Here is a 21872-nt window from a genome sequence, read left to right as displayed (position 1 = left end):
GACCGAGAGCTTCCCGTTCTCGAGCCAGATCGGCCTGAAATTCTGCGACCTGTATTGGTCGAGCAGGGCTTCGCGCGCCTCCGGCAGCACGCGGAGCGAGGGGCCTTCGCCCGACAGCTGATCGTGGATCGCCTGGGCCGAAGCCTCCGCCGGGCGAGGATCCGCGAGCTTCAGCCCGCTCAGGCCGACGAGTTTTGGAGCCGCGTAGCGGAGATTGCCCCTGCCGAGACCCGGGTCGCCTTCCGGGTCGGAATCGGCCACCACGACGTTGGGCGTCTTGCGTCTGGCGTCGCGATCCTGGCCGTTGATCACCTGGATGCCGTTCGCGGCGTTGGCGTTGTGCTGGTCGCGATTGACGAAGATGCGGCTTCGGTTCTTGCGGGAGCGCTCCGCCCGTGACTTGGACGGGCTGCCGAAGATTTGTTCGAAGAGAGTGGGCTTGCGTTTCTTCGCCGGTGCCTCGGCCGATGCAATCCCCACGCCGCCGACGAGAACCGCCAGACACGAGACAGCACCGAGCTTCACGACCCTGTTCATTCCACCACCTGCAAGACGCCCATATTTGTCTTCTGTAGCCCGGGCTGCCGCCTGCCGGGAAATCAAATCGCAGTCATTCCCGCCTCAGCCCGCCTCCTCGAGACCAAGATCCTTCATCCTCCGGTAGAGGGTGGACCTGCCAATTCCCAGCTTGCGCGCCACTTCCGACATCTGCCCCTGGTAGCGCGCCAGCGCAAGCCGGATCATGTCCGCCTCCACGTCCTCGAGCTTGCGGATGTGGCCGCCGTCGGTGACCACCGATATGCCGTAGGCTACGCCATCGGCCACGGCTGGTCCGCCGGTGCGCGGCAACGGCGGCCCGCCGGCGATGGCAGCAGTCCCCTTCGGCAGGGCCGGCTTCGGCGCCAGCTGCGGGGCGGGAGGGATCCTGATCTCGTAACCATCGACGAGGGAGGCGATCTGCGGGAAATCCTGGATGTCGAGGCGGTCGCCCTCGCACAGCACCATGGCGCGGAACACCGTGTTCTCGAGCTGGCGGACATTGCCCGGCCAGCCATAGGCCTTGAGCAGCTCCAGCGCTTCTGGCGTGATGCCGCGCACCTTGCGGCCTTCCTCCGCCGCAAAGCGCGTGATGAAGTGATCGACCAGTGCGGGAATGTCTTCCTTCCTGTCTCTGAGCGGCGGCACCATGACGGGGAAAACGTTCAGGCGGTAATAAAGGTCCTCGCGGAACTGCCCCGATTTGACCATCTCGATCATATTGCGGTTGGTGGCCGAGATGAGGCGGAAATTGACCTTCACCGGCCGTCGTGATCCGACGGGATCGATCTCGCCTTCCTGGATTGCGCGCAGCAGTTTCACCTGCATGTCGAGCGGAAGCTCGGCCACCTCGTCGAGAAAGAGCGTGCCGCCATCGGCCTCCTGGAACTTGCCGACGTGCTTGGCGGTGGCGCCGGTGAAGGAGCCCTTCTCGTGTCCGAAGAGGATCGACTCCACCAGGTTCTCGGGGATGGCACCGCAATTCACCGCCACGAAGGGCCGGCCCGAGCGTTCGCTCTCGCCCTGGATGGCGCGGGCGATCATCTCCTTGCCGACACCCGATTCGCCCTCGATCAGGATCGGGATGTTGGATTGCGCGCCGCGCCGGCCGAGGCGCAGGACGTTGGCCATCGCGGGGGAGGAGGCGATCAGGTCGGCAAAGGTGAGAGCGCCTCCCACCTTCTTGTTGAGCCGTTTCACCTCCTCGGTGAGCGCATTGACCTTGAGCAGGTTCTGGATCGATATCTTGAGGCGCTCGGGGCTTATCGGCTTCACCACGAAATCGTCGGCCCCGGCGCGCATCGCCTTGATCACGGTCTCGATCGAGCCCTGTGCCGTCTGGACGATGACCGGCAGGTCCCCGCGGATCGACTGCAGCCGCTCGAGGAATTCGAGCCCGTCCATGCCCGGCATGTTGAGATCGAGGATGATGAGCTCGATCGCCGCACCCGATTGGCTCTTCAGCACCTCGAGGCCCTTCATGCCGCCATCCACCGGCATCGGATCGCAGCCGAACCGCCTGACCATTTCCTCGAGAATGCGGCGCTGTGCGGGATCGTCTTCAATAATGAGAACGCGGACGGCCATGTGTGAGAAGCTTCTTCCTGTTAACTGTCCTGTGCCCGGAAATACGCTCAACCACAACCGATCGGCGTGGAATCTCCCCGAACTGCACACACAATCTGCCAGCGAAGGGTAAAGGCAGGCTTAATGCGAAGCCGCGTTTTCGGACATCCACAAACGTTTGTTCATTGTGCAAATCTCCGAATGACCGTTTGACATCGGTCATTGCGCCAGTCCGTGGTTCTGTCAGGATGCGCAACCGGGAGGCGCAGGCTTGAGTTCACTCCGCATCTTTCTCTTTGCCGTGGCTCTCCTGGGGCTCGCCCTGGGAGGCGTCGCGCCATGGCTGGGCTTCGCCGAACGGCAGGAGCTGATCTGGGGGCTGGCGGCGGCAGTGGTGCTGGTCTCGCTTCTGGGCGAGATCTTCAGCTCCCTTTCCCGCGGCGAGTTGGGCCTCGACATCGTGGCCGGGCTCTCGATCTCCGCGGCGCTGCTCTTCGGCGAAAGCCTCGCGGCGGGCGTTGTGGCGCTGATGTATGCCGGAGGCCAGCTGCTCGAGGATTATGCGGCGAACCGGGCAAGGGCGGACATGCGCGCACTCCTGGCGCGGGTTCCGAAGACGGCGCTCCGCTATACGGATGGTCATCTCGAGGAGGTGGCCATCGACGAAATCCAAGCCGGCGACAAGCTGCTCGTGCGCCAGGGTGACATCGTACCGGTGGATGGCGAGGTCGAGCAGGGCAGGGCGCTCCTCGACATGGCGGCCCTGACGGGTGAATCAGTGCCGGTGCGGCGGCTGGAGAAGGAGGAGGTGCAGAGCGGCGCGCGCTCGCTGGACACGGCCTTCGACATGCTCGCCGTCCGGCCTGCATCGGAGAGCACCTATGCCGGGATCGTGCGCCTCGTCCAGGCGGCTCAGGCCGCCAAGGCGCCGATGGTTCGGCTGGCCGACCGCTATGCCATCGTATTCCTGGCGGTGACCGTGGCGCTTGCAGGGGGAACCTGGTTCGCCACCGGCGATCACCTCCGCATGCTGGCCGTGCTGGTTTCGGCCACGCCCTGTCCGCTGATTCTCGCCGTTCCGGTGGCGATCATCTCCGGCATGGGCAAGGCCGCCCGGCGCGGGCTCCTGATGAAGGGCGGGCCGGTGCTCGAGACCATGGCCCGCGCGACGAGCCTCGTGATCGACAAGACCGGCACGCTGACGAAAGGCAGGGCGGAGCTTGCCGGCATCCTGCCGCACGGCGACTGGACGGCGGAAGAGATGCTGCGGCTTGCCGCCTCGCTCGAGCAGGCCTCCGCCCACGTTACTGCGGCGTCGATCGTCGAGGCTGCACGCGAGAGAGGAATTACCCTTAGTTTTCCGCAGGATGTGCGGGAGACTGCAGGTGAAGGATTAATTGGCCACGTGGATGGCCGCAAGGTCGCGGTGGGCGGCCATGACTTCGTGGCCCGGCAGCTTCGCAGCCACCCCGAACGACCCCAGCACGCGCCCGGCACGTCGCTCGCGGCGCTCGCCGTGTCAGGGCGCTTCGCCGGCCATCTCCTGCTCGCCGACGCGGTGCGCGAAGAGACTCCGGCGGCGCTGCAAAGCCTCCGCGAGGCGGGGATTGGCCGCATCGTGCTCGCTTCGGGCGATGCGCAGGCCGTGGTGGAGAGGGTGGGAGAGACGCTCGGACTGGACGTGCTCAGGGGCGATCTCACACCCCAGCAAAAGGTGGCGGTCGTGCTCGCCGAACGGAAGGCGGGCGTCACCCTGATGGTGGGCGACGGGGTGAACGATGCCCCGGCACTGGCCGCGGCCGACGTCGGGATATCGATGGGCGCCACGGGTTCGGCGGCCGCCGCGGAATCGGCGGATGCCGTGCTGCTGGTCGACGACCTGATGCGGCTCGCCGAAGGGCTTTCCGCCGCCCGCCGCGCCCGGGCGATTGCATTGCAGAGCGTTGGCGTGGGGCTGGGCCTGTCCTTCGCGGCCATGCTGGGGGCCGCCTTCGGCTACATCGGCGTCGTCCAGGGCGCGTTGCTGCAGGAGGCGATCGACGTCGCCGTGATCCTCAACGCGCTGCGGGCGCTCCGTTAATTCACGGTAAGGCCTGGCGGCCCGGGTTGCCGAAGCGGCGGGCATGCGCCATATCAGCCGCGGATTTCACCTGAAGGATGAGACATGACCGCTGCCGCCGCCACGAAGCTCGGAAACCTCCCCGAATGGAACCTCGGCGATCTCTATGCCTCGCCCGAGGCGCCGGAATTCGCGGCCGATCTCAAGCGGGGCGAGGACCTGTCGAGGGCCTTCGCCGAAAAGTACCGCGGCAAGCTCGCTGCCCTCTCGGGTGCCGAACTTGCCGGGGCTTTGAAGGAATACGAAGCGCTTTCCGATCTTCTCGGCCGCACCGGTTCCTATGCCCAGCTCCATTTCGTGGGCGACACGACGGATTCGAAGCGCGGCAAGTTCTATGGCGATGTTTCCGCCAAGCTGACGGACATCTCGACGCTTCTCCTGTTCTTCGAGCTCGAGCTGAACCGCATCGAGGACGCGGCTTTGGAAAAGGCGATGGAGGTGCCGGCGCTGGCCCACTATCGCCCGTGGATCGACAATCTCAGGAAGGAGAAGCCGTATCAGCTGGACGACAAGATCGAAGAACTTTTCCTCGAGAAATCACAGACTTCGGCGGCTGCCTTCAACCGTTTGTTTGACGAGACCATGGCGGGTCTCCGCTTCGAGGTGGATGGCGAGACGCTGACCCTCGAGCCCACGCTGAACCTGATGCAGAGCCCCGACGAGGCCAAGCGCAAGGCGGGTGCCGAGGCGCTGGCCCGGACGTTCGGCGATAACCTCAAGCTCTTCACCCTCATTACCAACACGCTTGCCAAGGACAAGGACATCTCCGACCGCTGGCGCGGCTTCAAGGACATCGCCGACGCCCGCCATCTCTCGAACAGGGTGGAGCCGGAGGTCGTGGCTGCCCTCGTGGAGTCGGTGCGCAACAACTACCCGAAGCTGTCGCACCGCTATTATCGCATGAAGGCGAAATGGCTGGGCAAGGACCACCTCATGCACTGGGACCGGAACGCGCCGCTCCCCCAGGAAGACACGCGCGAAGTGCCGTGGTCAGAAGCGAAGGACATGGTGCTCTCTGCCTATGGCAGCTTCGCGCCGGAAATGGCGGACATCGCCCGCGCCTTCTTCGACAGGAACTGGATCGATGCGCCCTCGCGCCCAGGCAAGGCGCCGGGCGCCTTTGCCCATCCGACCGTCCCCTCCGCCCACCCCTATGTTCTGCTCAACTACCTCGGCAAGACGCGGGACGTGATGACGCTCGCCCATGAGCTGGGCCACGGCGTGCACCAGGTGCTGGCGGCACAGCAGGGGCCGCTGATGGCCGCCACCCCGCTCACCCTCGCCGAGACGGCCAGCGTCTTCGGCGAGATGCTGACCTTCCAGGCCTTGCTGAACCAGACGGCCGATCCGGTGAAGCGCAAGGTGCTGCTCGCCTCGAAGGCGGAGGACATGATCAACACCGTCGTCCGCCAGATCGCCTTCTACAGCTTCGAGCGCAGGGTTCATACCGCGCGCAAGGAAGGCGAGCTGACGCCGGAGCAGATCGGCGCCATCTGGCTCGAGGTGCAGGCCGAGAGCCTCGGCGACGGCATCCGGCTTGGCGAGGGCTACGAGACCTTCTGGACCTACGTGCCGCACTTCATCCACTCGCCCTTCTACGTCTACGCCTATGCCTTCGGGGATTGCCTGGTGAACTCGCTCTATGCCCGCTACCGGGAGAGCGAGCAGGGATTCCGGGAGAAATACTTCGAAATGCTCAAGGCCGGCGGCACCAAGCACCACTCGGAACTCCTCAGGCCCTTCGGGCTGGACGCCACGGACCCTGGCTTCTGGGACAAGGGCCTGTCGGTGATCTCCGGCATGATCGACGAGCTGGAGGCGATGTAGCGCCTCCTTCCCCCTGATTTATGGCTGGAAGCAGTAGAGACTGAACAGGTTCGAAGAGGATTCATAGAGCTTCGAAAACCGGGAGAAACCCGAGTCCTTTCCAAGCTTCCGCCATGTCGGCTCAGATTCCGGAAAATCGGAGCCGTGCACGTGGGAACAGACGTATCTCCACTCCTCGGGCGTATAGGCTGACCAGGAAGACTCCTGTGCGTCCCACCTGGCAAGCCAGTCCGACCGCGTCTCGTTTTCCAGGCAGCTCTCGTCGTAGACGAGGAAGTGCCCCGCCGGCTGCAGTATTCGCCGGACCGCAGACATGACCTTGCCCTTTTCCTCCAGGGCGAGATGATGCAGCGAAAGCCCGATCCAGACGACATCGGCATCGGAACTCCAGCCAGAAAGAAGCTCACGGAAGTCGCCCAGGCAGAACCGATGAGTGCACCCGAGGGCGGGGAGCGCGGCGCGGGCGCGGGAGATCGCGTCCTGCGAGATGTCGATGCCCACATATTCGCGGACGGGCGTTCCCGCGAGAGCCTGAACCGACATGCCGGCATCTCCGCAAGCGACATCGATGAATGAAAATGGGCTCCCCCGCTCCAGGAGCACGCTGCGCAGCGCCGCATATGCACCCCGGTGAGACAGGTAATCATTGTCCACCATCTTGCGGTAGACGTCCCAGCTGTTGACGAAGAGATCCTGCGACGGAGAGATGGCGCCAGGCACTGCACGTCCGTCTGGATCAACCATGGACCTGCCCTGCGTTTGTCCTGTCATGCTAGCGGGTGCAGCCCGGGTGTCCAGCAGGGTAGAGTTGTCGCGCCTCGCCGGCCTCGCGTTCCACGCTCACTCTTCATCTCCGCGGCAGCACCACCGCGTCAGGAGCCAGGTCGTGTCACGTGATCTTCCTTGACGGCACATCAATATTTCGCAATCGTTTCCGCTCTGCCTGGCGAACGCGGGGCGCGCGCTTCAGGGCATCGGCTTGTGACTGCGTGGGGAGCGATGCGTTGGATGAAGTCTGATGCTGTGTCACGACGGTGTGCCGGCTGCCCGGACACCGCCCGCCTGTCCGGAGGCTAGGCATGGACGGGGCGGTCGAGACCTGCGGCGCAGACGGCGGCATCGACCTCATGCGGAGCATCGCCCGCATCACCAGCACGGGGTGCTTCGCCTGGAATGAGACGGAGCACAGGCCGCTCTTCATCTCCGGGGACCTGTCGCGCATTCTCGCACTCACCCCCGAGGAGTGCGCGGCACTCCTTGGCTCTTCCCGGCATTTCGCCGATGTCGTCGTCGACGAGGACCGCGAAAGATACCTTGCCGCGATCGAGCGGAGCCGCAGGACCGGCGAGCCCTACGACGTCATGTTCGCCATCCGCGGCCGCGAAGGTGCGATCAGGCATTGCCGGCAGGCCGGAGAGTTCGAGAGGGATGAGCAGGGCAGGGTGGTGCGCACTGTCGGCATGCTGGCGGACATCACCGAGCGGAGATCGGCGGAACTGTCTCTGCTGTCCGAAGAGCGCCGTTCGCGGGAGCTCTTCGATGCGCATCCCGGGCCCATGTTCGTGGAGGACTGGTCCGGCCTGAAGGCCTTCGCCGAGACGCTGAAGGCATCCGGCGTCACGGATCTCGAGTCCTATTTCTCCAGCAATCCGGATGAACTGCGCCGCATTCCGCAACTGGTCGAGTGGATCGCGATCAATGGCGCCGCCGTCGCCATGTACCATCTGAGGTCGAAGGAAGAGCTCATCGCCTACTTCAAGTCCGACCCCAAGGCGAATTTCGACCGCTATCCCCATTGCATGCAGAAGTTCATGTATGGCCATGACGTGGCCGAAGTCGAAAACGTCGACGTCACGCCCTCCGGTGAGCGGTTCCATCTCGTCGAGACCTTCCGCCTTCCCCGCGAATACAGGGATGATTGGTCGCGCGTCTTTGCGAGCGTCAGCGATATCACATCGCTCAAGGCCACCGAGGCCGCGCTGCGCGGCGAGCAGGAGCGCTTCAAGGCGCTGCTCGCCGAGACCCAGCACCTCCTTGCCGTCGAAGAGGAACGTCGGCGCGAAATCTCGACGCTTGTCAGCCTCAGCCAGGCGATGTCCGCAAGCCTCAGCGCACCGGCGATCATCCGCATCGCCGGCGACAAGGTCAGGGAGATCTTCAGCACCGAGGTGAGTGAGATCCTGCTCTACGACGGGCAGACGGGCATGATCCACGTCCCATATTCATATTATGACGGGTACAAGGAGGTGGAGCCGTTTCCGTTCGGCCCGGGCCTGACCTCGCAGATCCTCCGGACGAACCAGCCACTGCTGGTCAACTCGGCGCGTGACCAGACCCGGCACGAGGCGATCGTCCTCACGCCTGCCGAGGACACCGAATCCTACATGGGCGCGCCGATCATCGCCGGCGACAAGACCATCGGCGTGATCAGCGTGCAGTCCTACATGCCCACGGCGTTCAACGAAAATCACCTGCGCCTGCTCCAGATTTTCGGCACCAGCATCGGAGTGGCGCTCGAGAATGCGAGACTTTTCGAGGAGAGCCAGAAGCTACTGAGGGAGACCAACGAGCGGAACGCCGAGCTCGCCTTCGTCAACGGCATGCAGGAGGCATTGGCGAGCGGCCTCAACGCGCAGCAGATCTATGAAGTGATCGGCGACAAGATACACGAGATCTTCGATGCTCATGTGCTGGATATCGGCCTCTACGACGAGCACGAGCAGCTCCTGCATTTTCCCTACACGATCGAGCGCGGCGTCCGCTTTCCCGACAACCCGATGAAGCTGATCGGCTTCCGGAGGCACGTCATCGACACCGGCGAGCCTCTGCTGATTTCCAGCGACATCGACTCGGCGCGGCAGCGCTACGGCAATCCCAAGGCTCGGCAGGGGGAGCCTCCCAAGTCCTGCCTGTTCGTTCCGCTGCATTTCGGCGGGCAGGTGCGCGGCGTGATCTCGCTCCAGAATCTCGATCGCGAATTCGCCTTCGGCGAGACCGATGTCAACCTCCTCACCACCATCGTCAATGCCGCGAGCGTGGCGCTGGAAAGGGCGCGGCTCTTCGACGAAACGGAACGCCTCCTGCGGGTCACCCGCGCGGACGTCCAGAAGCTGCGCGAACTGGAAAAGTCGCTGACGGCGGCAAAGATCGCGGCGGAGTCGGCCAACGCCACGAAGAGCACCTTCCTCGCCACGATGAGCCACGAGATCCGCACGCCGATGAACGGCATCATCGGCATGACGCATCTCCTCTCGTCCACCGCGCTCGATCCCGAACAGCGGGAATACTGCGACACGATCTCCCACAGCGCGGAGTCGCTCCTGTCCATCATCAACGACATCCTCGACTTCTCGAAGATCGAATCGGGAAAGCTCGACATCGAGCATGTCGCCTTCCATCTCGGCCGCTGCGTGGAGTCGGCGCTCGATCTCGTCTCGGCACGGGCCGCCGAAAAGGGGCTCGAGCTCGTCTACTGGATCGATCCCTCGTTGCCGCAGGAAATCATATCCGACCCGACGAGGCTGCGGCAGATCCTGCTGAACCTGCTCAACAACGCGGTGAAATTCACCGAGCGCGGAGAGGTGTTCCTCAGGGTCGTCGCCCATGAGGGCGCCGATCCCGAAGGGGAGCGGCGCATCCTCTTCACGGTGAGCGATACCGGCATCGGCATTCCTGCCGACCGGCTTGGGCGGCTGTTCCAGTCCTTCAGCCAGGTAGACGCCTCGACGACCCGCCGCTACGGAGGAACCGGGCTGGGCCTCGTCATCTGCAAGCGGCTGGTAGACATGCTGGGCGGGGATATCACGGTGCGTTCCGAACCCGGCAGCGGCACCGAATTCGCCTTCGACATACCGGCGGCCGAAGCCGGCCCCGACCAAGCCGCTGGCGGAGAGGCACCCACGGCCGACCTCAAGGGCCGCAAGGTGCTGCTGGTCGACGACAACGCCACCAACAGGCGCGTGCTGCAGCTGCACCTCGAGTCCTTCGGGATGGAGCCGTCTCTGGCTCCGGACGGGGCGGCGGCCCTGGCGTTGATACGGGAGGGTGGCGTTCCGGACCTCATCATTCTCGACATGCAGATGCCCGAGCTCACGGGCATCGACGTCGCCAGGAAGATTCGTGACCTGCCTGGCTGCCGGAACGTGCCGATGATCCTGTTCAGCTCGTTGCACCTGTCGCGCGCGCAGCTCGCCCAGTCGGCCGGGGAAGGCCTGTTCGCCGACATCGTCAACAAGCCGATCAAGCCGTCGAGCCTCCTCAACTCGATTTCCGCAGCATTGCTCTCCGCACCGCGTGCGGCATCCGCCGCTCCCGCCCATCCCGCAGCGGGACAGGAGGGCGCCATGGCAGCCGAGTGCCCTCTCCGCATTCTCGTGGCGGACGATCATCCCACCAACCGCAAGTTCGCCTCTGCCGTTTTGCGCAAGCTCGGTTATTCGCCGGAGATGGCGGCGAGCGGGGCGGAGGCCGTCGCGCTCGCGGCGGAGACGCGCTTCGACACCATCCTGATGGACATCGAGATGCCGGGGATGGACGGCATCGAGGCCATGCAGCTGATCCGGGCCGCCGCAGGCGATGATGCGCCCTTCTTCGTGGCGCTCACCGCCAACGCCATCACCGGAGACCGGGAAAACTACCTGCGCTCGGGCATGGATGATTACGTCAGCAAGCCCATCGACGTGAAGGAGCTGGTGCGGGCGCTCCGCCGCAGCTTCGCGGCGAAGCAGCCGCAGGGCGCGGTCGGGGGCGGAGAGATGGAGGGCTTCTCGTGAGATATTCAACCCCGGCAATGGATCGCATGAAGGAGGCGATCGGAGGGGATGCTGCCGTTCTGGCCGATATCCTCCAGAGCTTCGTCGAGGAGGCGGACACGCTGGCGGCCACGCTGCACCGGGAAATGGAGCGGCAGTCGATGGAAGGAGTGGGCCGCACGGTGCACACGATCAAGTCGAGCGCCCGCGATTTCGGCGATGACGAGCTTGCGCAGCTCTGTGCCGGCGTCGAGCAGGAGGCGCGCGGCGGCGCCGTGAACGATCTCGAGCGGCGCGGCAGCGAGATCGCCGGGAAGTGCCTCCAGCTGCGCGATGACGTTGCCGCCTATATCCGCACCGCCCTCGGGTCGGCCGCGCCATGACCAAGGCCGGACACATCCTCGTCGTCGACGATACGCCCTCCATGCAGCTCAAGCTCCTTGCGGCAGCGAGGGCGCTGGGGCACACGGCGGAAGCCGCCGCCAGCGGTCCGCAGGCGCTCGAGTATCTGCATGGGCACGCGGTGGATGCCGTCCTCCTCGACATCGTCATGCCGGACATGGACGGCTTCGAAGTCCTGCGAAGGATGAAGAGCGACCGGCGGCTGCACGACATTCCGGTGATCGTGATCTCCGGCCTCGACGACACAGACAGCGCGGTGAAGGCCATCGAGCTCGGTGCGGAGGACTTCCTCCCGAAGAGCTTCGACCCGGTCATCTTCCGTGCCCGCGTCAATACGCTGCTGCAGAAGAAGTTCGTGCGCGACGCCGAGGTCGACTATTTGCGCCAGGTGGACAAGCTCGCTAAGGCTGCGCAGATCCTGAAGCTCGGGAACTACAATCCATCGAAGCTCGGGCTCCAGGAGATATCGGGGCGCAGCGATGCCCTGGGGGACCTGGCACGGGTCTTCAGCGACGCGGCCCAGAAGGTCTACGAGCGCGAGAAGCGGCTGCGTCACACCATCAAGACCTTGCGGGGCGGCATCGGCATCGTCATCCTAGGGCTCGTCTGGGGCCTCGTCGTACCGCTTTCCAGGATGGCCTCCGACATGGGCGCCGATCCGGTCGGCATGGCGCTCTGGGTCAGCCTGATCGGCGGCTCCAGCTGCCTGCTCCTTTCCTTCGCCAAGGGATGGCTCCCGCCCTGGCGCAGGATTCCGTGGGGCTTCTTCATTCTCTACGCCATCGTGGGCGCGGTCTTCGCGGAGACGTTCCTCTTCTTCATCGCCGGCAAGGTGGAGGCGAGCCTCATCTCGATCATCGTCGTTTTCGAGGGCTTCCTCGCATTCGGCTTCGCCGCTTTCGCCGGTATCGAGAAGCCCAGCCTGACCCGCTTCCTCGGGCTTGCGCTGGGCCTCTGCGGGGTCAGCCTGGTCCTCCTGGACCAGTTCAAGTCGACGAGCGTCACCGATGTGCTGTGGACTGTCGCGGCGTTTGCGATCCCGCTGTGCTATGCGCTCGAAGGCATCATGCTGGCGGGCAAGCGGCCGGAACACATCCACGTCGTGCCGATGATCGGGATCATGCAACTGGTCGCCGCCGCCATGCTCGTCCCCATCGCGTGGGCAAGCGGGGAATGGTCGATGCCGCGCCCGGGCCTCGGGGGGCTGGAGGCGACCATCCTGCTGATCGTGGCGGCGTCCGTGTGCGCCAACATTCTGTTCTACAATCTCATCCAGCACCTCGGCTCCGTCTTCGCCAGCCAGAGCGCCTATTTCACGACGGCGGCGGGCATCGGCTGGAGCATGCTGCTCCTCGGCGAACGCCTCACGGGGTGGGTATGGGCCGCCGTGGGGCTCATGGCGGTCGGCCTGTTCCTGGTCGGTGCCAAGCGGGAGGCCGAACTGGAGGTGCCGGCCATGCTGGATGCCGAGGCGCCGCGGCCGACCTGAATGGGTGCCGGCCTCACCAGGCCTGAGCGCGCCCCTGGAAGTTCGAGAAAGATCAGCCACTTGTGCTGCGGTCTGCCGGGCCGGGCGATGCCTGCGGGCCGCGTGAGACTCATCGCCGCGTGGCGGTCCGGGCCGCTTGCGGGGGCAGGCGGGAGTGGCTAGAAGCATGGCCGGAACGCATTCTGAGCTGAGGGGAATCATGGCCGAACACGGGTCTTCCGGAACGCATTCGCATGGCTTCGAGGAGCATGCGAAGACCTATGAGGGCTTCATCAAGGGCTCCGTGGCGCTCACCATCCTGGCGCTGGACGTGCTCGTGGCGCTTGCCGCCTTCGCCTTCATCTCCACCGGCAACGTTCTGATCGGCTTCGGCGGCATCATCATCGGCCTCCTGACCCTCCTGATCGACCTCAGGGCCGGCAACAGCTGGTATCTCTCGGTGGGCTGGCTCGTCGTCTTCGGCCTGTTCACGGCCATCATGATAGGCTGACCGGCAGGGCAGGCTCATGAAAATCGCGATCCCCACGGAAACGCAGGTTGGGGAGCGTCGCGTTGCGGCCAGCCCCGACACGGTGAAATCCTATGTGAAGAAGGGTGCCGAGGTCTGGGTCCAGGCCGGGGCCGGGAAGGGCTCCTCGATCCCGGACGAGGCCTTCGCCGCCGCCGGGGCGAAGATCGCCCAGAACGACTTCGACGATCCGGACGTGGTGCTCTCCGTCCGCCGCCCTTCGGCCGAACTGCTCAAGTCCCTCAGGCCCGGGGCCATCCTGATGGGTGGCCTCGAACCTTATGGGGACAGGCAAGGCCTCGAGGCCATCGCGAGCTCGGGCGTCGTCGCCTTCGCCATGGAACTGATGCCGCGCATCACGCGCGCCCAGGCGATGGACATCCTTTCCTCCCAGGCCAATCTCGCAGGCTACAAGGCGGTGATCGACGCCGCCCATCACTTCACCCGCGCCTTCCCGATGATGATGACGGCGGCCGGCACGGTTCCTGCCGCCAAGGTGTTCATCATGGGCGTCGGCGTCGCGGGCCTCCAGGCAATCGCCACCGCGCGGCGCCTCGGTGCCATCGTCTCGGCCACCGACGTGCGCCGGGCCACCGAGGAGCAGGTGAAGAGCCTCGGCGCCAAGTTCGTCTATGCCGACATCGCGGATGCCGCCACCTCGGGCGGCTATGCCAAGGAGCTTTCGGCCGAGGACAAGGCCAAGCAGGCGGCCCTCGTCGCCGAGCACGTGAAGGGGCAGGACGTGGTCATCACCACGGCGCTGATCCCGGGCAGGCCTGCGCCGGTGCTCATCACGCCGGACATGGTGGAGAGCATGAAGCCCGGCTCCATCATCGTCGACCTCGCGGTGGAGCGCGGCGGAAACTGCCCGCTCTCACGGCCGGACGAGATCGTCGAGCACAAGGGCGTGAAGATCGTCGGCACGGTGAACCTGGCGGGCAGGCTCGCCGGCAATGCATCGCCGCTCTTCGCCAAGAACCTCGCCAACTTCCTCGACCTGATGATCCAGAAGGACGGGACGCTGAAGGTGGACGAGGCCGATGAATGCATCAAGGGCACGATGATCGCGCGCGACGGCGCGCTGGTGCACCCGATGTTCCAGGGAGCAAGGTGATGGAAGCGATCGACCCGTTCGTCTCGCTGTTCGGCATATTCGTGCTGGCGGTGTTCGTTGGCTACTATGTCGTCTGGAACGTCACCCCGGCGCTGCACACGCCGCTGATGAGCGTCACCAACGCCATCTCGTCCGTCATTGTGGTGGGCGCCGTCCTTGCGGTGGGGGTGGGGGCGCTGGCCTCCGGTTCCCTCACCGCCATGATCTTCGGCTTTCTCGCGCTGGTCCTCGCCTCGGTCAACATCTTCGGCGGATTCCTGGTCACGAGCCGCATGCTCGCCATGTACAAGAAGAAGGAGAAGTAGGCGACATGTCGGCCAATCTCGCAGCCCTTCTCTATCTCGTCGCGGGCGCGCTGTTCATCATGGCGCTCAGGGGGCTCTCCTCGCCCGCCACCTCGCGGCAGGGCAATCTCTACGGCATGGTCGGCATGACGCTCGCCATCGTGACGACGCTCGCCACCATGCATCTGACGCCCATGGTGATCGGGCTCACCGTGCTGGGCCTCGCCATCGGCGGCGGCATCGGCGCCTATGCGGCGAAGAACATCGCCATGACGGCCATGCCGCAGCTCGTCGCGGCTTTCCATTCCCTCGTCGGCCTCGCCGCGGTCTTCGTGGCGGCGGCCGCCTTCTACGCGCCGGAGGCCTTCCACATCGTCGATCCGACGGGGGCCATCATGCCGCTGTCGCGCATCGAGATGTCCCTGGGCGCGGCAATCGGCGCCCTCACCTTCACGGGCTCCGTCATCGCCTTCCTCAAGCTCGACGGGCGCATGTCGGGCGCTCCCATCCTGCTCCCGGCCCGCCACGCCATCAACATCGGGCTCGGCGCGGCGCTGCTGCTCTGCATCGTGCTGTTCTACCTGAGCCCGATGTGGCTGTGGTTCTGGGCGATCATCGCGATCAGCCTGGCTCTCGGCTTCCTGCTCATCATCCCGATCGGCGGGGCGGACATGCCGGTCGTCGTGTCGATGCTCAACTCCTATTCGGGCTGGGCGGCGGCGGGCATCGGCTTCACGCTGCACAATACCGCGCTCATCATCACCGGCGCGCTCGTCGGCTCCTCGGGCGCGATCCTGTCCTACATCATGTGCAAGGGCATGAACCGCTCCTTCATCTCGGTGATCCTCGGCGGCTTCGGCGGCGAGAGCGCAGGCCCCGCCGCCAAGGGCGAGGCCAAGCCCGTGAAGCAGGGCTCGGCGGATGACGCCGCCTTCATCATGAAGAACGCCGCCTCCGTCATCATCGTGCCGGGCTACGGCATGGCGGTGGCGCAGGCGCAGCACGCGCTGCGCGAGATGGCGGACCATCTCAAGAAGGAGGGCGTCTCGGTCAAATATGCCATCCACCCGGTGGCGGGCCGCATGCCGGGCCACATGAACGTGCTGCTCGCGGAAGCGAACGTGCCATATGACGAGGTGTTCGAGCTCGAGGACATCAACTCCGATTTCGGCCAGGCGGACGTCGCCTTCGTGATCGGCGCCAACGACGTGACGAACCCCTCGGCAAAGGACGATCCCACCTCGCCCATCTTCGGCATGCCGGTGCTGGAGGTGTGGAAGGCCAAGACGGTGATGTTCATCAAGCGCGGCATGTCGTCCGGCTACGCCGGCGTCGACAACCCGCTGTTCTGGCGCGACAACACCATGATGCTGTTCGGCGACGCCAAGAAGATGACGGAAGAGATCAACAAGGCGATGGCCTGACCCGGGGGAGAATGAGGGGTCCCGTAGAGCAGGGAACGCCCCGTACAACCGGCCCATGCGATGCCCACTCCCGCTCCGCCTCGTAATCGTCTAGATTTGCGTGGAGAAGCGGCGAGCGATCAACAGCGGAACTGGCATGGCTGAACCGGCGGCAACCCAACCCCTCGACCCGCCCAGGGTCTATCTCGTGCATATGGTGGTGTTCACCATGCTGGTGGGCGTTCTGGTGGCGGTGATCCTCCCGGGGCTCACCCGCGCCTTCATGGCCAATCCGGTGCTGAACGGCGTCATCGTCGGCACGCTGCTGCTGGGCATGCTGCATTCCTTCCGCATGGTGGGCCGGCTGTTCCGGGAGGTGAACTGGGTAAACGGCTTCCGCGAGGGCGAAAAGGAAGGCACCGGCAAGCCGCCGCAGCTGCTGGCGCCGATGGCCACGCTGCTGCGCAACCGCAAGGACATGGTGCTCTCGCCGCTCTCGATGCGTTCGCTGCTCGATTCGCTGGCTTCCCGCCTCGACGAATCGCGCGACATGTCGCGCTACCTGGTGGGGCTCCTCATCTTCCTCGGCCTGCTCGGCACCTTCTGGGGCCTGCTCGAAACGGTGACGTCGATCGGCGGGGCGATCGAGGGGCTGGACGTGACGGCGGCGCAATCGGCCACCATCTTCGACCAGCTGAAGCAAGGGCTCCAGGCGCCCCTCAGGGGCATGGGCCTGTCGTTCTCGTCCTCGCTCTTCGGCCTCGCCGGATCGCTGATCCTCGGCTTTCTCGACCTGAAGGCCGCGCAGGCGCAGAACCGTTTCTACACCGACCTCGAGGACTGGCTCTCCACCATCACGGACATCGCGGCGGGTGACATGCACCAGGCGCAGCCGCAGCCCGCCGGCATCGCCCCGCAGCTGCTCCGCTCCGAAATTCAGTCGCTGCAGCGCGCGGTCGACAAGCTCGCCCACGCCATCGAGTCGCGGCCGCAACAGGGCAATGGCAGCGGCGGCCCTCTCAAGCCGGCCGACACCGATTCTATCGAGCAGCTCGCCGAGGCAGTCGCCAATCTGGTGACGCAGATGCGCGAGGAGCAGAAGGTCGTGCGGCAATGGGCGCAGGGCCAGCAGACCCAGCAGAACGAGATCCAGCGGCTCCTGCTGCGCGCCACGGGTCCCCTCGCCCGGGGCGCCTCGGCGAAGCCGCGCAGCGAGGATGAGCGTCCCTGATGGCGGGCCTCTCGAGGCGGCGCGGGCGCGGCAGCGAGGAAGCCTATTGGCCAGGCTTCGTCGACGCGATGGCGCAGCTCCTGCTCGTCATCACCTTCCTGCTCTCGGTGTTCATGGTGGCGCAGTTCCTGCTTGCCCGCGAGATTTCAGGACAGGACTCGGCCCTGGGCCAACTCCGCGCCCAGATCGCCGAGCTGACGCAGCTCCTCGCCCTCGAGAAGGCGGCCAAGCAGGACGTCGAATCGAGCCTCGTGGCGCTGCAGGACGATTTTGCCGCGGAGAAGTCGAAGAACGCCGATCTCGCCGCCATGCTGGCCAGCGAAGGCCAGAAGGGCGATGCCGCGAGCCAGACGATCAGCGGTCTCCAGACATCGCTCGACAAGGAGAAGGCGATCTCGTCGGAGGCGCTGGCCAAGGTCGAGCTCCTGAACCAGCAGATCGCCGCCATGCGCCGCCAGCTCCAGACGCTGAACGCGCTCCTCACCGATGCCGAGACGAAGAACCGCGCGTCCGAAGCGCAGATCGCCGATCTCGGTCGCCGGCTCAATTCTGCCCTCGCCCAGCGCGTCCAGGAGCTGACGCGCTACCGCTCGGAATTCTTCGGCCGCCTGCGCCAGATCCTGTCGCAGCGCTCCGACATCCTCGTGGTGGGCGACCGTTTCGTGTTCCAGGCGGAAGTGCTCTTCCCCAAGGGGCAGGCGACCCTCAACCCCGAGGGGCAGACGGAGATGCAGAAGCTCGCCGAGGCGGTGAAGCAGCTCGAGCGCGAGATCCCGGCGGACATCGCCTGGGTTTTGCGCGTCGACGGCCACACCGACATCGACCCGATACAGTCGGTCCAGTTCCGCTCCAACTGGGAACTTTCGGCGGCGCGCGCCATCGCCGTGGTCAACTTCCTCATAGCCGACGGCGTCTCACCGCAGCACCTCGTGGCGGCCGGCTTCGGCGAGTTCCAGCCGATCGACCCCGGCTCCACCGAGGAAGCCAAGTCGCGAAACCGCCGCATCGAGCTGAAGCTCACCGAGAGGTGATCCCTTCCAACGCCCTTCGCCCGCGGCGAAGCCACGGGAGAGGGTGCCCGAAGGTCGGGTGAGGGCCCCTTTATGCCGCAGGCGCCGTGAACTGCAGCTTCGAGAGCCGCGCATAGAGCGGGCTCGTGTTGATCAGGTCGCCGTGCTTGCCTTCGGCCACCAGGCGGCCGTTCTCCAGCACCAGGATGCGGTCGGCGTTCCTCACGGTCGCCAGCCGATGGGCGATGACCAGCGTCGTGCGGTTGGCGGTGAGTTCGTCGATCGCCTGCTGGATGAAGGCCTCGCTCTCGGCATCGAGCGCGCTCGTCGCCTCGTCGAGGAGCAGGATCGGCGCGTCGCGCAGCACGGCGCGGGCGATGGCGATGCGCTGGCGCTGGCCGCCCGAAAGCGTCACGCCGCGCTCGCCCACTTCCGTGTCATAGCCCATGGGCAGGCGGTCGGCGAACTCGTCGACGCGGGCGGCACGCGCCGCGGCGAGCACCTCTTCGGTCGTGGCTTCCGGCTTGCCGAAGCGGATGTTGTCGAGAACGCTGCCCGAGAAGATCACCGTCTCCTGCGGCACCACGGCGATGCGCGAGCGGAGCTCCTGCGGCGACACCCGGCGCACGTCGATGCCGTCGACGAGCACGCTGCCCTGCTGCGGATCGAAGAAGCGCTGTGCGAGCGCGAAGACCGTGGTCTTGCCCGCACCGGACGGCCCGACGATCGCCACCGTCTCGCCTGTCTTCACCGCAAAGGAGACGTTCTCGAGTGCCGAGATGCCGGGGCGCGAGGGATAGGCGAAGCTCACGCGGTCCAATGCGAAGTGGCCCCGGGGCGGGTTGGGAAGCGGTTGCGGCACGGGCGGCGCCGCGATCTCCGGCCTCTCGTCGAGAAGTTCGGAAATGCGTTCGGCGGCGCCGGCGGCGAGTTGCACCTCGCCCCACACTTCGGAGAGCTGCCCGAGCGAGCTTGCGGCCAGAATGGCATAGATCAGGAACTGGCTCAGCGTGCCGGCCGTGAGGCGGCCCGAGATCACCTCGCTCGCCCCATACCAGAGCAGCACCACGACCGCACCCGCCGCCACGCCGATGATCGCGGCGGTGAGCACGGCGCGCGCCAGGGTGCGCTTGGCGGCGGCGGCGAAGGCCGTGTCGGTCGCGGCGGCGAAGGCCTTCCGCGAGGTCTCTTCCTGAAGGTTGGACTGCACGGTCGAAACCGCCGAGAGCCGCTCCTGCGCGAAGGCGGCGGAGGAGGCGAGCGTATCCTGCGCCAGGCGCGAGAGGTTCCTCACCCTGCGGCCATAGATCACGAGCGGAAGGACGACGAGCGGCAGGGCCAGCAGCGACAGCCCGGCGAGCTTCGGGCTCGTCGCCACCATCATGGCGATGGTGCCGATCAGCATCACCACATTGCGGAGCGCGATCGAGGCGGTGGAGGAGAAGGCCGCCTTGATCTGAGTCGTGTCGGCGGTCAGCCGGGAGACGACTTCGCCGGTGCGCTGGGCCTCGAAGAAGCCGGGGCTGAGGTTCAGGAGATGGCTGAACAGCGCGTCGCGCACGTCTGCCACCACGCGCTCGCCGATCCACATGACGAAATAGAACCGCAGGGCAGAGCCCAGGGCCAGCACCACCACCACCGCCAGCATGGCGAGGAAATAGCGGTCGACGAGTGCGGCGTTGTCGGCGGAAAAGCCGTTGTCGATGATGCGGCGCACCGCCACGGGCACCGCCAGCGTGGCCCCCGCGGCGGCCAGCAGAGCCACCAGCGCCAGCATCATCTGGATCTTGTAGCGGGTGAGGAAAGGGGTGAGGCGGAGGAGGGGCCGGAGATCGCGGCTCCTGGGCCGCCGCCGGGCCTCTTCTTCATAGGAATTGCTCATGAGGCTCTTCTAGCCGATGACAGGGAGAATGGAAGCCGTCTCCCGGCTGCCGGCCCCCGGGCTTGCCTCGCCGCTGCAACTCCTGTATAGCGCCGCCCGAACCCGGATTTCCGACGTCATTCCCGGCGGGGCCTTCCCGCCACGAGAGAGAGTTTTGGCCATGAAGCAAGGCATCCACCCCGACTACCACATGATCAACGTGGTGATGACCGACGGCACCACCTTCCAGACCCGCACCACCTGGGGCAAGGCGGGCGACACGATGAACCTCGACATCGATCCCAAGTCGCACCCGGCCTGGACGGGCGGCCAGCAGACGCTGCTGGACCGCGGCGGCCGCGTCTCGAAGTTCAAGCAGAAGTTCTCGTTCCTCAACAAGTAGCCGGCTGCCGCAGGGCGGCAGTCCCGCGTGAAGCCCGGCCTGGAGCCGGGCTTCTCCTTTTTCCGGGGCGCGCTAGGCCGCGCGATAGATCGTCACGCCTTCCTTGATCGTTTCCGCGACCCTGATGTCCTTGATGGCGAGCGGATCGACGGTGAGCGGATTGCCGTCCAGGATCACCAGGTCGGCGAGCTTGCCCGGTTCGAGCGAGCCCTTGGAGCCCTGTTCGCCATATTGTTCGGCTGCCCAGATCGTCATCGCCTTCAACCCCTCGAGGGGCGTGACGCGCTGGTCGGGGCCGATCTCCGCGCCCCCGCGTGACACGCGGTTCACCGCGGACCACAGCATGAACATCTGGTCCAGCGGCGCCACCACGAAATCGGTGTGGTTGGTGGGGCGCAGCCCGGCATCGATCGAGTCGCGCATGGGGCTGATGTACATGGCCTGCTCGCGCCCGCGGTTGGCGATGTGTGCGTCGGCGAAGTAATAGGTGTGGAGCGTGTAGTAGGAAGGCCGGATCCTGTATTCGAGATATTTCGGGATCTGGTCCTTGCGCGTGAACTGGGCGTGGATCATCGTCACGTTGCGGTCTCTCGACGGGTCTCCGGCGGCAGCGAGTTCATGCGCCGCGAAGAAGGTGTCGATTGCCGCGTCACCGTTGGCGTGGAGGTTCAGGGGAACGCCGAGGTCGTAGACCTTCTTCACCATCCGGTTCACCTCCTCCTGCGGGAACGTCAGTTCCCCCTTCCAGTCCTCCTCGCCGGCCGGGCCGCCGGTCAGGTAGGGCGTGGCGAAGAAGGCGGTGCGGCCCTGTGGTGAACCGTCGATGGTGACCTTGATGCCGCCGATCTTGAAGCGGTTCCGGTAGGTGCCCCATTCGGAGACGGGTGTGGCCTCAAGCACCTTGTCCACGTCGAGGATGAAGGGATAGGCGATGACATCGATGATGTGCGCTCCGGCCTCGGAGGCGCGCTTCATCGTCTGGAAACTCGAGAAATGGGTGGCCCCTTCATGGGCCGTGGTGATTCCGGCCTGGGCGTAGAGCATCTGGCCGGCCCTGGTCGCCGCGATTTCCTGTTCCGGCGTCATCGTGTCGGAAGCTTCCAGCGCCTGGAGGAAGGCGCTCTCCATGATCAGGCCATAGGGCTCGTTGGTTCCCTCCTTGCGCACGATCACGCCGCCGGGAGGCGTGACGGTCTCGGCGCTGTAGCCGTATTTCTTCAGCGCCAGGCTGTTCATCACCGCGCCGCGCATGGACACGTGATCGACCCGGACGGGATTGTCCGGGAACGCCGCGTCGAGCTCGTCGCGGTTGAGGAGACGGCCGCCGGGCATCACCGTGTCGTCGTAGCCATAGGCCATGATCAGCT

General features: G+C 65.7%; 17 protein-coding genes. 12 read left to right on the top strand and 5 right to left on the bottom strand.

The genetic code is table 11. The features are described 5' to 3' along the window. Together ACK4HL_RS19100 and ACK4HL_RS19095 are read right to left on the bottom strand one after the other, a co-directional pair. Positions 1–537, bottom strand: a 537-nt coding sequence (locus tag ACK4HL_RS19100) for a hypothetical protein (protein ID WP_409763961.1), incomplete at its 3' end; no start/stop codon positions are given. Positions 538–621: 84 nt separating this feature from the next. Next, positions 622–2124, bottom strand: coding sequence for a sigma-54-dependent transcriptional regulator (locus ACK4HL_RS19095; protein ID WP_409763959.1), 1503 nt, complete (start codon positions 2122–2124; stop codon positions 622–624). A 250-nt stretch (positions 2125–2374) separates the two neighbouring features. On the opposite strand from ACK4HL_RS19095, the gene ACK4HL_RS19090 reads away from it, so the two are divergent. After that, entirely contained in the window at positions 2375–4183 is a 1809-nt protein-coding gene (locus ACK4HL_RS19090; protein WP_409763956.1) for a heavy metal translocating P-type ATPase, read from the top strand. An 84-nt stretch (positions 4184–4267) separates the two neighbouring features. Further along, positions 4268–6049 (top strand): M3 family oligoendopeptidase, encoded by a 1782-nt coding sequence (locus tag ACK4HL_RS19085; protein ID WP_409763953.1) that lies wholly within the window; start codon positions 4268–4270, stop codon positions 6047–6049. Between the two features lie 18 nt (positions 6050–6067). Here the strand turns inward: ACK4HL_RS19085 and ACK4HL_RS19080 are convergent, their stop codons facing one another. Next, the gene (locus tag ACK4HL_RS19080) at positions 6068–6793 is read right to left on the bottom strand and encodes a class I SAM-dependent methyltransferase (protein WP_409763950.1); all 726 of its coding nucleotides are present in this window, start codon (positions 6791–6793) and stop codon (positions 6068–6070) included. 335 nt (positions 6794–7128) lie between these two features. On the opposite strand from ACK4HL_RS19080, the gene ACK4HL_RS19075 reads away from it, so the two are divergent. From ACK4HL_RS19075 to ACK4HL_RS19035, 9 genes are all read left to right on the top strand, one after another. After that, positions 7129–10821 (top strand): response regulator, encoded by a 3693-nt coding sequence (locus ACK4HL_RS19075; protein ID WP_409763947.1) that lies wholly within the window; start codon positions 7129–7131, stop codon positions 10819–10821. A 17-nt stretch (positions 10822–10838) separates the two neighbouring features. Next, on the top strand, positions 10839–11183 hold the full coding sequence (locus ACK4HL_RS19070; RefSeq protein ID WP_409763944.1) for an Hpt domain-containing protein: 345 nt from the start codon (positions 10839–10841) through the stop codon (positions 11181–11183). Next, the gene (locus ACK4HL_RS19065) at positions 11180–12691 is read left to right on the top strand and encodes a response regulator (RefSeq protein WP_409763941.1); all 1512 of its coding nucleotides are present in this window, start codon (positions 11180–11182) and stop codon (positions 12689–12691) included. Before ACK4HL_RS19070 ends, ACK4HL_RS19065 begins: the two co-directional genes overlap by 4 nt. Positions 12692–12890: 199 nt before the next feature. Beyond that, entirely contained in the window at positions 12891–13181 is a 291-nt protein-coding gene (locus tag ACK4HL_RS19060; protein ID WP_409763938.1) for an aa3-type cytochrome c oxidase subunit IV, read from the top strand. 16 nt (positions 13182–13197) lie between these two features. Further along, complete coding sequence (locus ACK4HL_RS19055; protein ID WP_409763935.1) at positions 13198–14313, top strand: Re/Si-specific NAD(P)(+) transhydrogenase subunit alpha; 1116 nt, start codon at positions 13198–13200, stop codon at positions 14311–14313. Continuing rightward, positions 14313–14618, top strand: a complete 306-nt coding sequence (locus ACK4HL_RS19050; protein ID WP_409763932.1) for a proton-translocating transhydrogenase family protein — start codon at positions 14313–14315, stop codon at positions 14616–14618. The genes ACK4HL_RS19055 and ACK4HL_RS19050 overlap by 1 nt, the downstream gene beginning before the upstream one ends. A 5-nt stretch (positions 14619–14623) precedes the next feature. Beyond that, positions 14624–16021: an NAD(P)(+) transhydrogenase (Re/Si-specific) subunit beta gene (locus tag ACK4HL_RS19045; RefSeq protein WP_409763929.1), complete on the top strand. Its 1398-nt coding sequence runs from the start codon at positions 14624–14626 to the stop codon at positions 16019–16021. A gap of 136 nt (positions 16022–16157) precedes the next feature. Then, on the top strand, positions 16158–17231 hold the full coding sequence (locus ACK4HL_RS19040) for a flagellar motor protein MotA (RefSeq protein ID WP_409763926.1): 1074 nt from the start codon (positions 16158–16160) through the stop codon (positions 17229–17231). Beyond that, positions 17231–18262: a peptidoglycan -binding protein gene (locus ACK4HL_RS19035; RefSeq protein WP_409763923.1), complete on the top strand. Its 1032-nt coding sequence runs from the start codon at positions 17231–17233 to the stop codon at positions 18260–18262. Before ACK4HL_RS19040 ends, ACK4HL_RS19035 begins: the two co-directional genes overlap by 1 nt. 70 nt (positions 18263–18332) lie before the next feature. Here the strand turns inward: ACK4HL_RS19035 and ACK4HL_RS19030 are convergent, their stop codons facing one another. Then, complete coding sequence (locus ACK4HL_RS19030; protein ID WP_409763920.1) at positions 18333–20123, bottom strand: ABC transporter transmembrane domain-containing protein; 1791 nt, start codon at positions 20121–20123, stop codon at positions 18333–18335. Between the two features lie 160 nt (positions 20124–20283). Here ACK4HL_RS19030 and rpmE point away from each other — a divergent pair, with 160 nt between their 5' ends. Continuing rightward, positions 20284–20505: a 50S ribosomal protein L31 gene (rpmE, locus tag ACK4HL_RS19025; protein ID WP_409763917.1), complete on the top strand. Its 222-nt coding sequence runs from the start codon at positions 20284–20286 to the stop codon at positions 20503–20505. A 72-nt stretch (positions 20506–20577) separates the two neighbouring features. Here the strand turns inward: rpmE and ACK4HL_RS19020 are convergent. Continuing rightward, positions 20578–21872, bottom strand: a 1295-nt coding sequence (locus ACK4HL_RS19020; protein WP_409763914.1) for an amidohydrolase, incomplete at its 5' end; no start/stop codon positions are given.

It is taken from the genome of Aestuariivirga sp., assembly GCF_046294715.1.
Lineage (GTDB): Bacteria > Pseudomonadota > Alphaproteobacteria > Rhizobiales > Aestuariivirgaceae > Aestuariivirga.
The sequence above is the reverse complement of the archived record's forward strand: the minus strand, read 5'-3'. Positions and strand labels throughout refer to the sequence as shown.

Coding starts and splice junctions, on each gene's coding strand:
- ACK4HL_RS19070 (WP_409763944.1), top strand. CDS start 10,839: ATGGATCGCATGAAGGAGGCGATCGGAGGGGATGCTGCCGTTCTGGCC.
- ACK4HL_RS19065 (WP_409763941.1), top strand. CDS start 11,180: ATGACCAAGGCCGGACACATCCTCGTCGTCGACGATACGCCCTCCATG.
- ACK4HL_RS19035 (WP_409763923.1), top strand. CDS start 17,231: ATGGCGGGCCTCTCGAGGCGGCGCGGGCGCGGCAGCGAGGAAGCCTAT.
- ACK4HL_RS19045 (WP_409763929.1), top strand. CDS start 14,624: ATGTCGGCCAATCTCGCAGCCCTTCTCTATCTCGTCGCGGGCGCGCTG.
- ACK4HL_RS19030 (WP_409763920.1), bottom strand. CDS start 20,123: ATGAGCAATTCCTATGAAGAAGAGGCCCGGCGGCGGCCCAGGAGCCGC.
- ACK4HL_RS19055 (WP_409763935.1), top strand. CDS start 13,198: ATGAAAATCGCGATCCCCACGGAAACGCAGGTTGGGGAGCGTCGCGTT.
- ACK4HL_RS19085 (WP_409763953.1), top strand. CDS start 4,268: ATGACCGCTGCCGCCGCCACGAAGCTCGGAAACCTCCCCGAATGGAAC.
- ACK4HL_RS19075 (WP_409763947.1), top strand. CDS start 7,129: ATGGACGGGGCGGTCGAGACCTGCGGCGCAGACGGCGGCATCGACCTC.
- ACK4HL_RS19060 (WP_409763938.1), top strand. CDS start 12,891: ATGGCCGAACACGGGTCTTCCGGAACGCATTCGCATGGCTTCGAGGAG.
- ACK4HL_RS19050 (WP_409763932.1), top strand. CDS start 14,313: ATGGAAGCGATCGACCCGTTCGTCTCGCTGTTCGGCATATTCGTGCTG.
- rpmE (WP_409763917.1), top strand. CDS start 20,284: ATGAAGCAAGGCATCCACCCCGACTACCACATGATCAACGTGGTGATG.
- ACK4HL_RS19080 (WP_409763950.1), bottom strand. CDS start 6,793: ATGGTTGATCCAGACGGACGTGCAGTGCCTGGCGCCATCTCTCCGTCG.
- ACK4HL_RS19040 (WP_409763926.1), top strand. CDS start 16,158: ATGGCTGAACCGGCGGCAACCCAACCCCTCGACCCGCCCAGGGTCTAT.
- ACK4HL_RS19095 (WP_409763959.1), bottom strand. CDS start 2,124: ATGGCCGTCCGCGTTCTCATTATTGAAGACGATCCCGCACAGCGCCGC.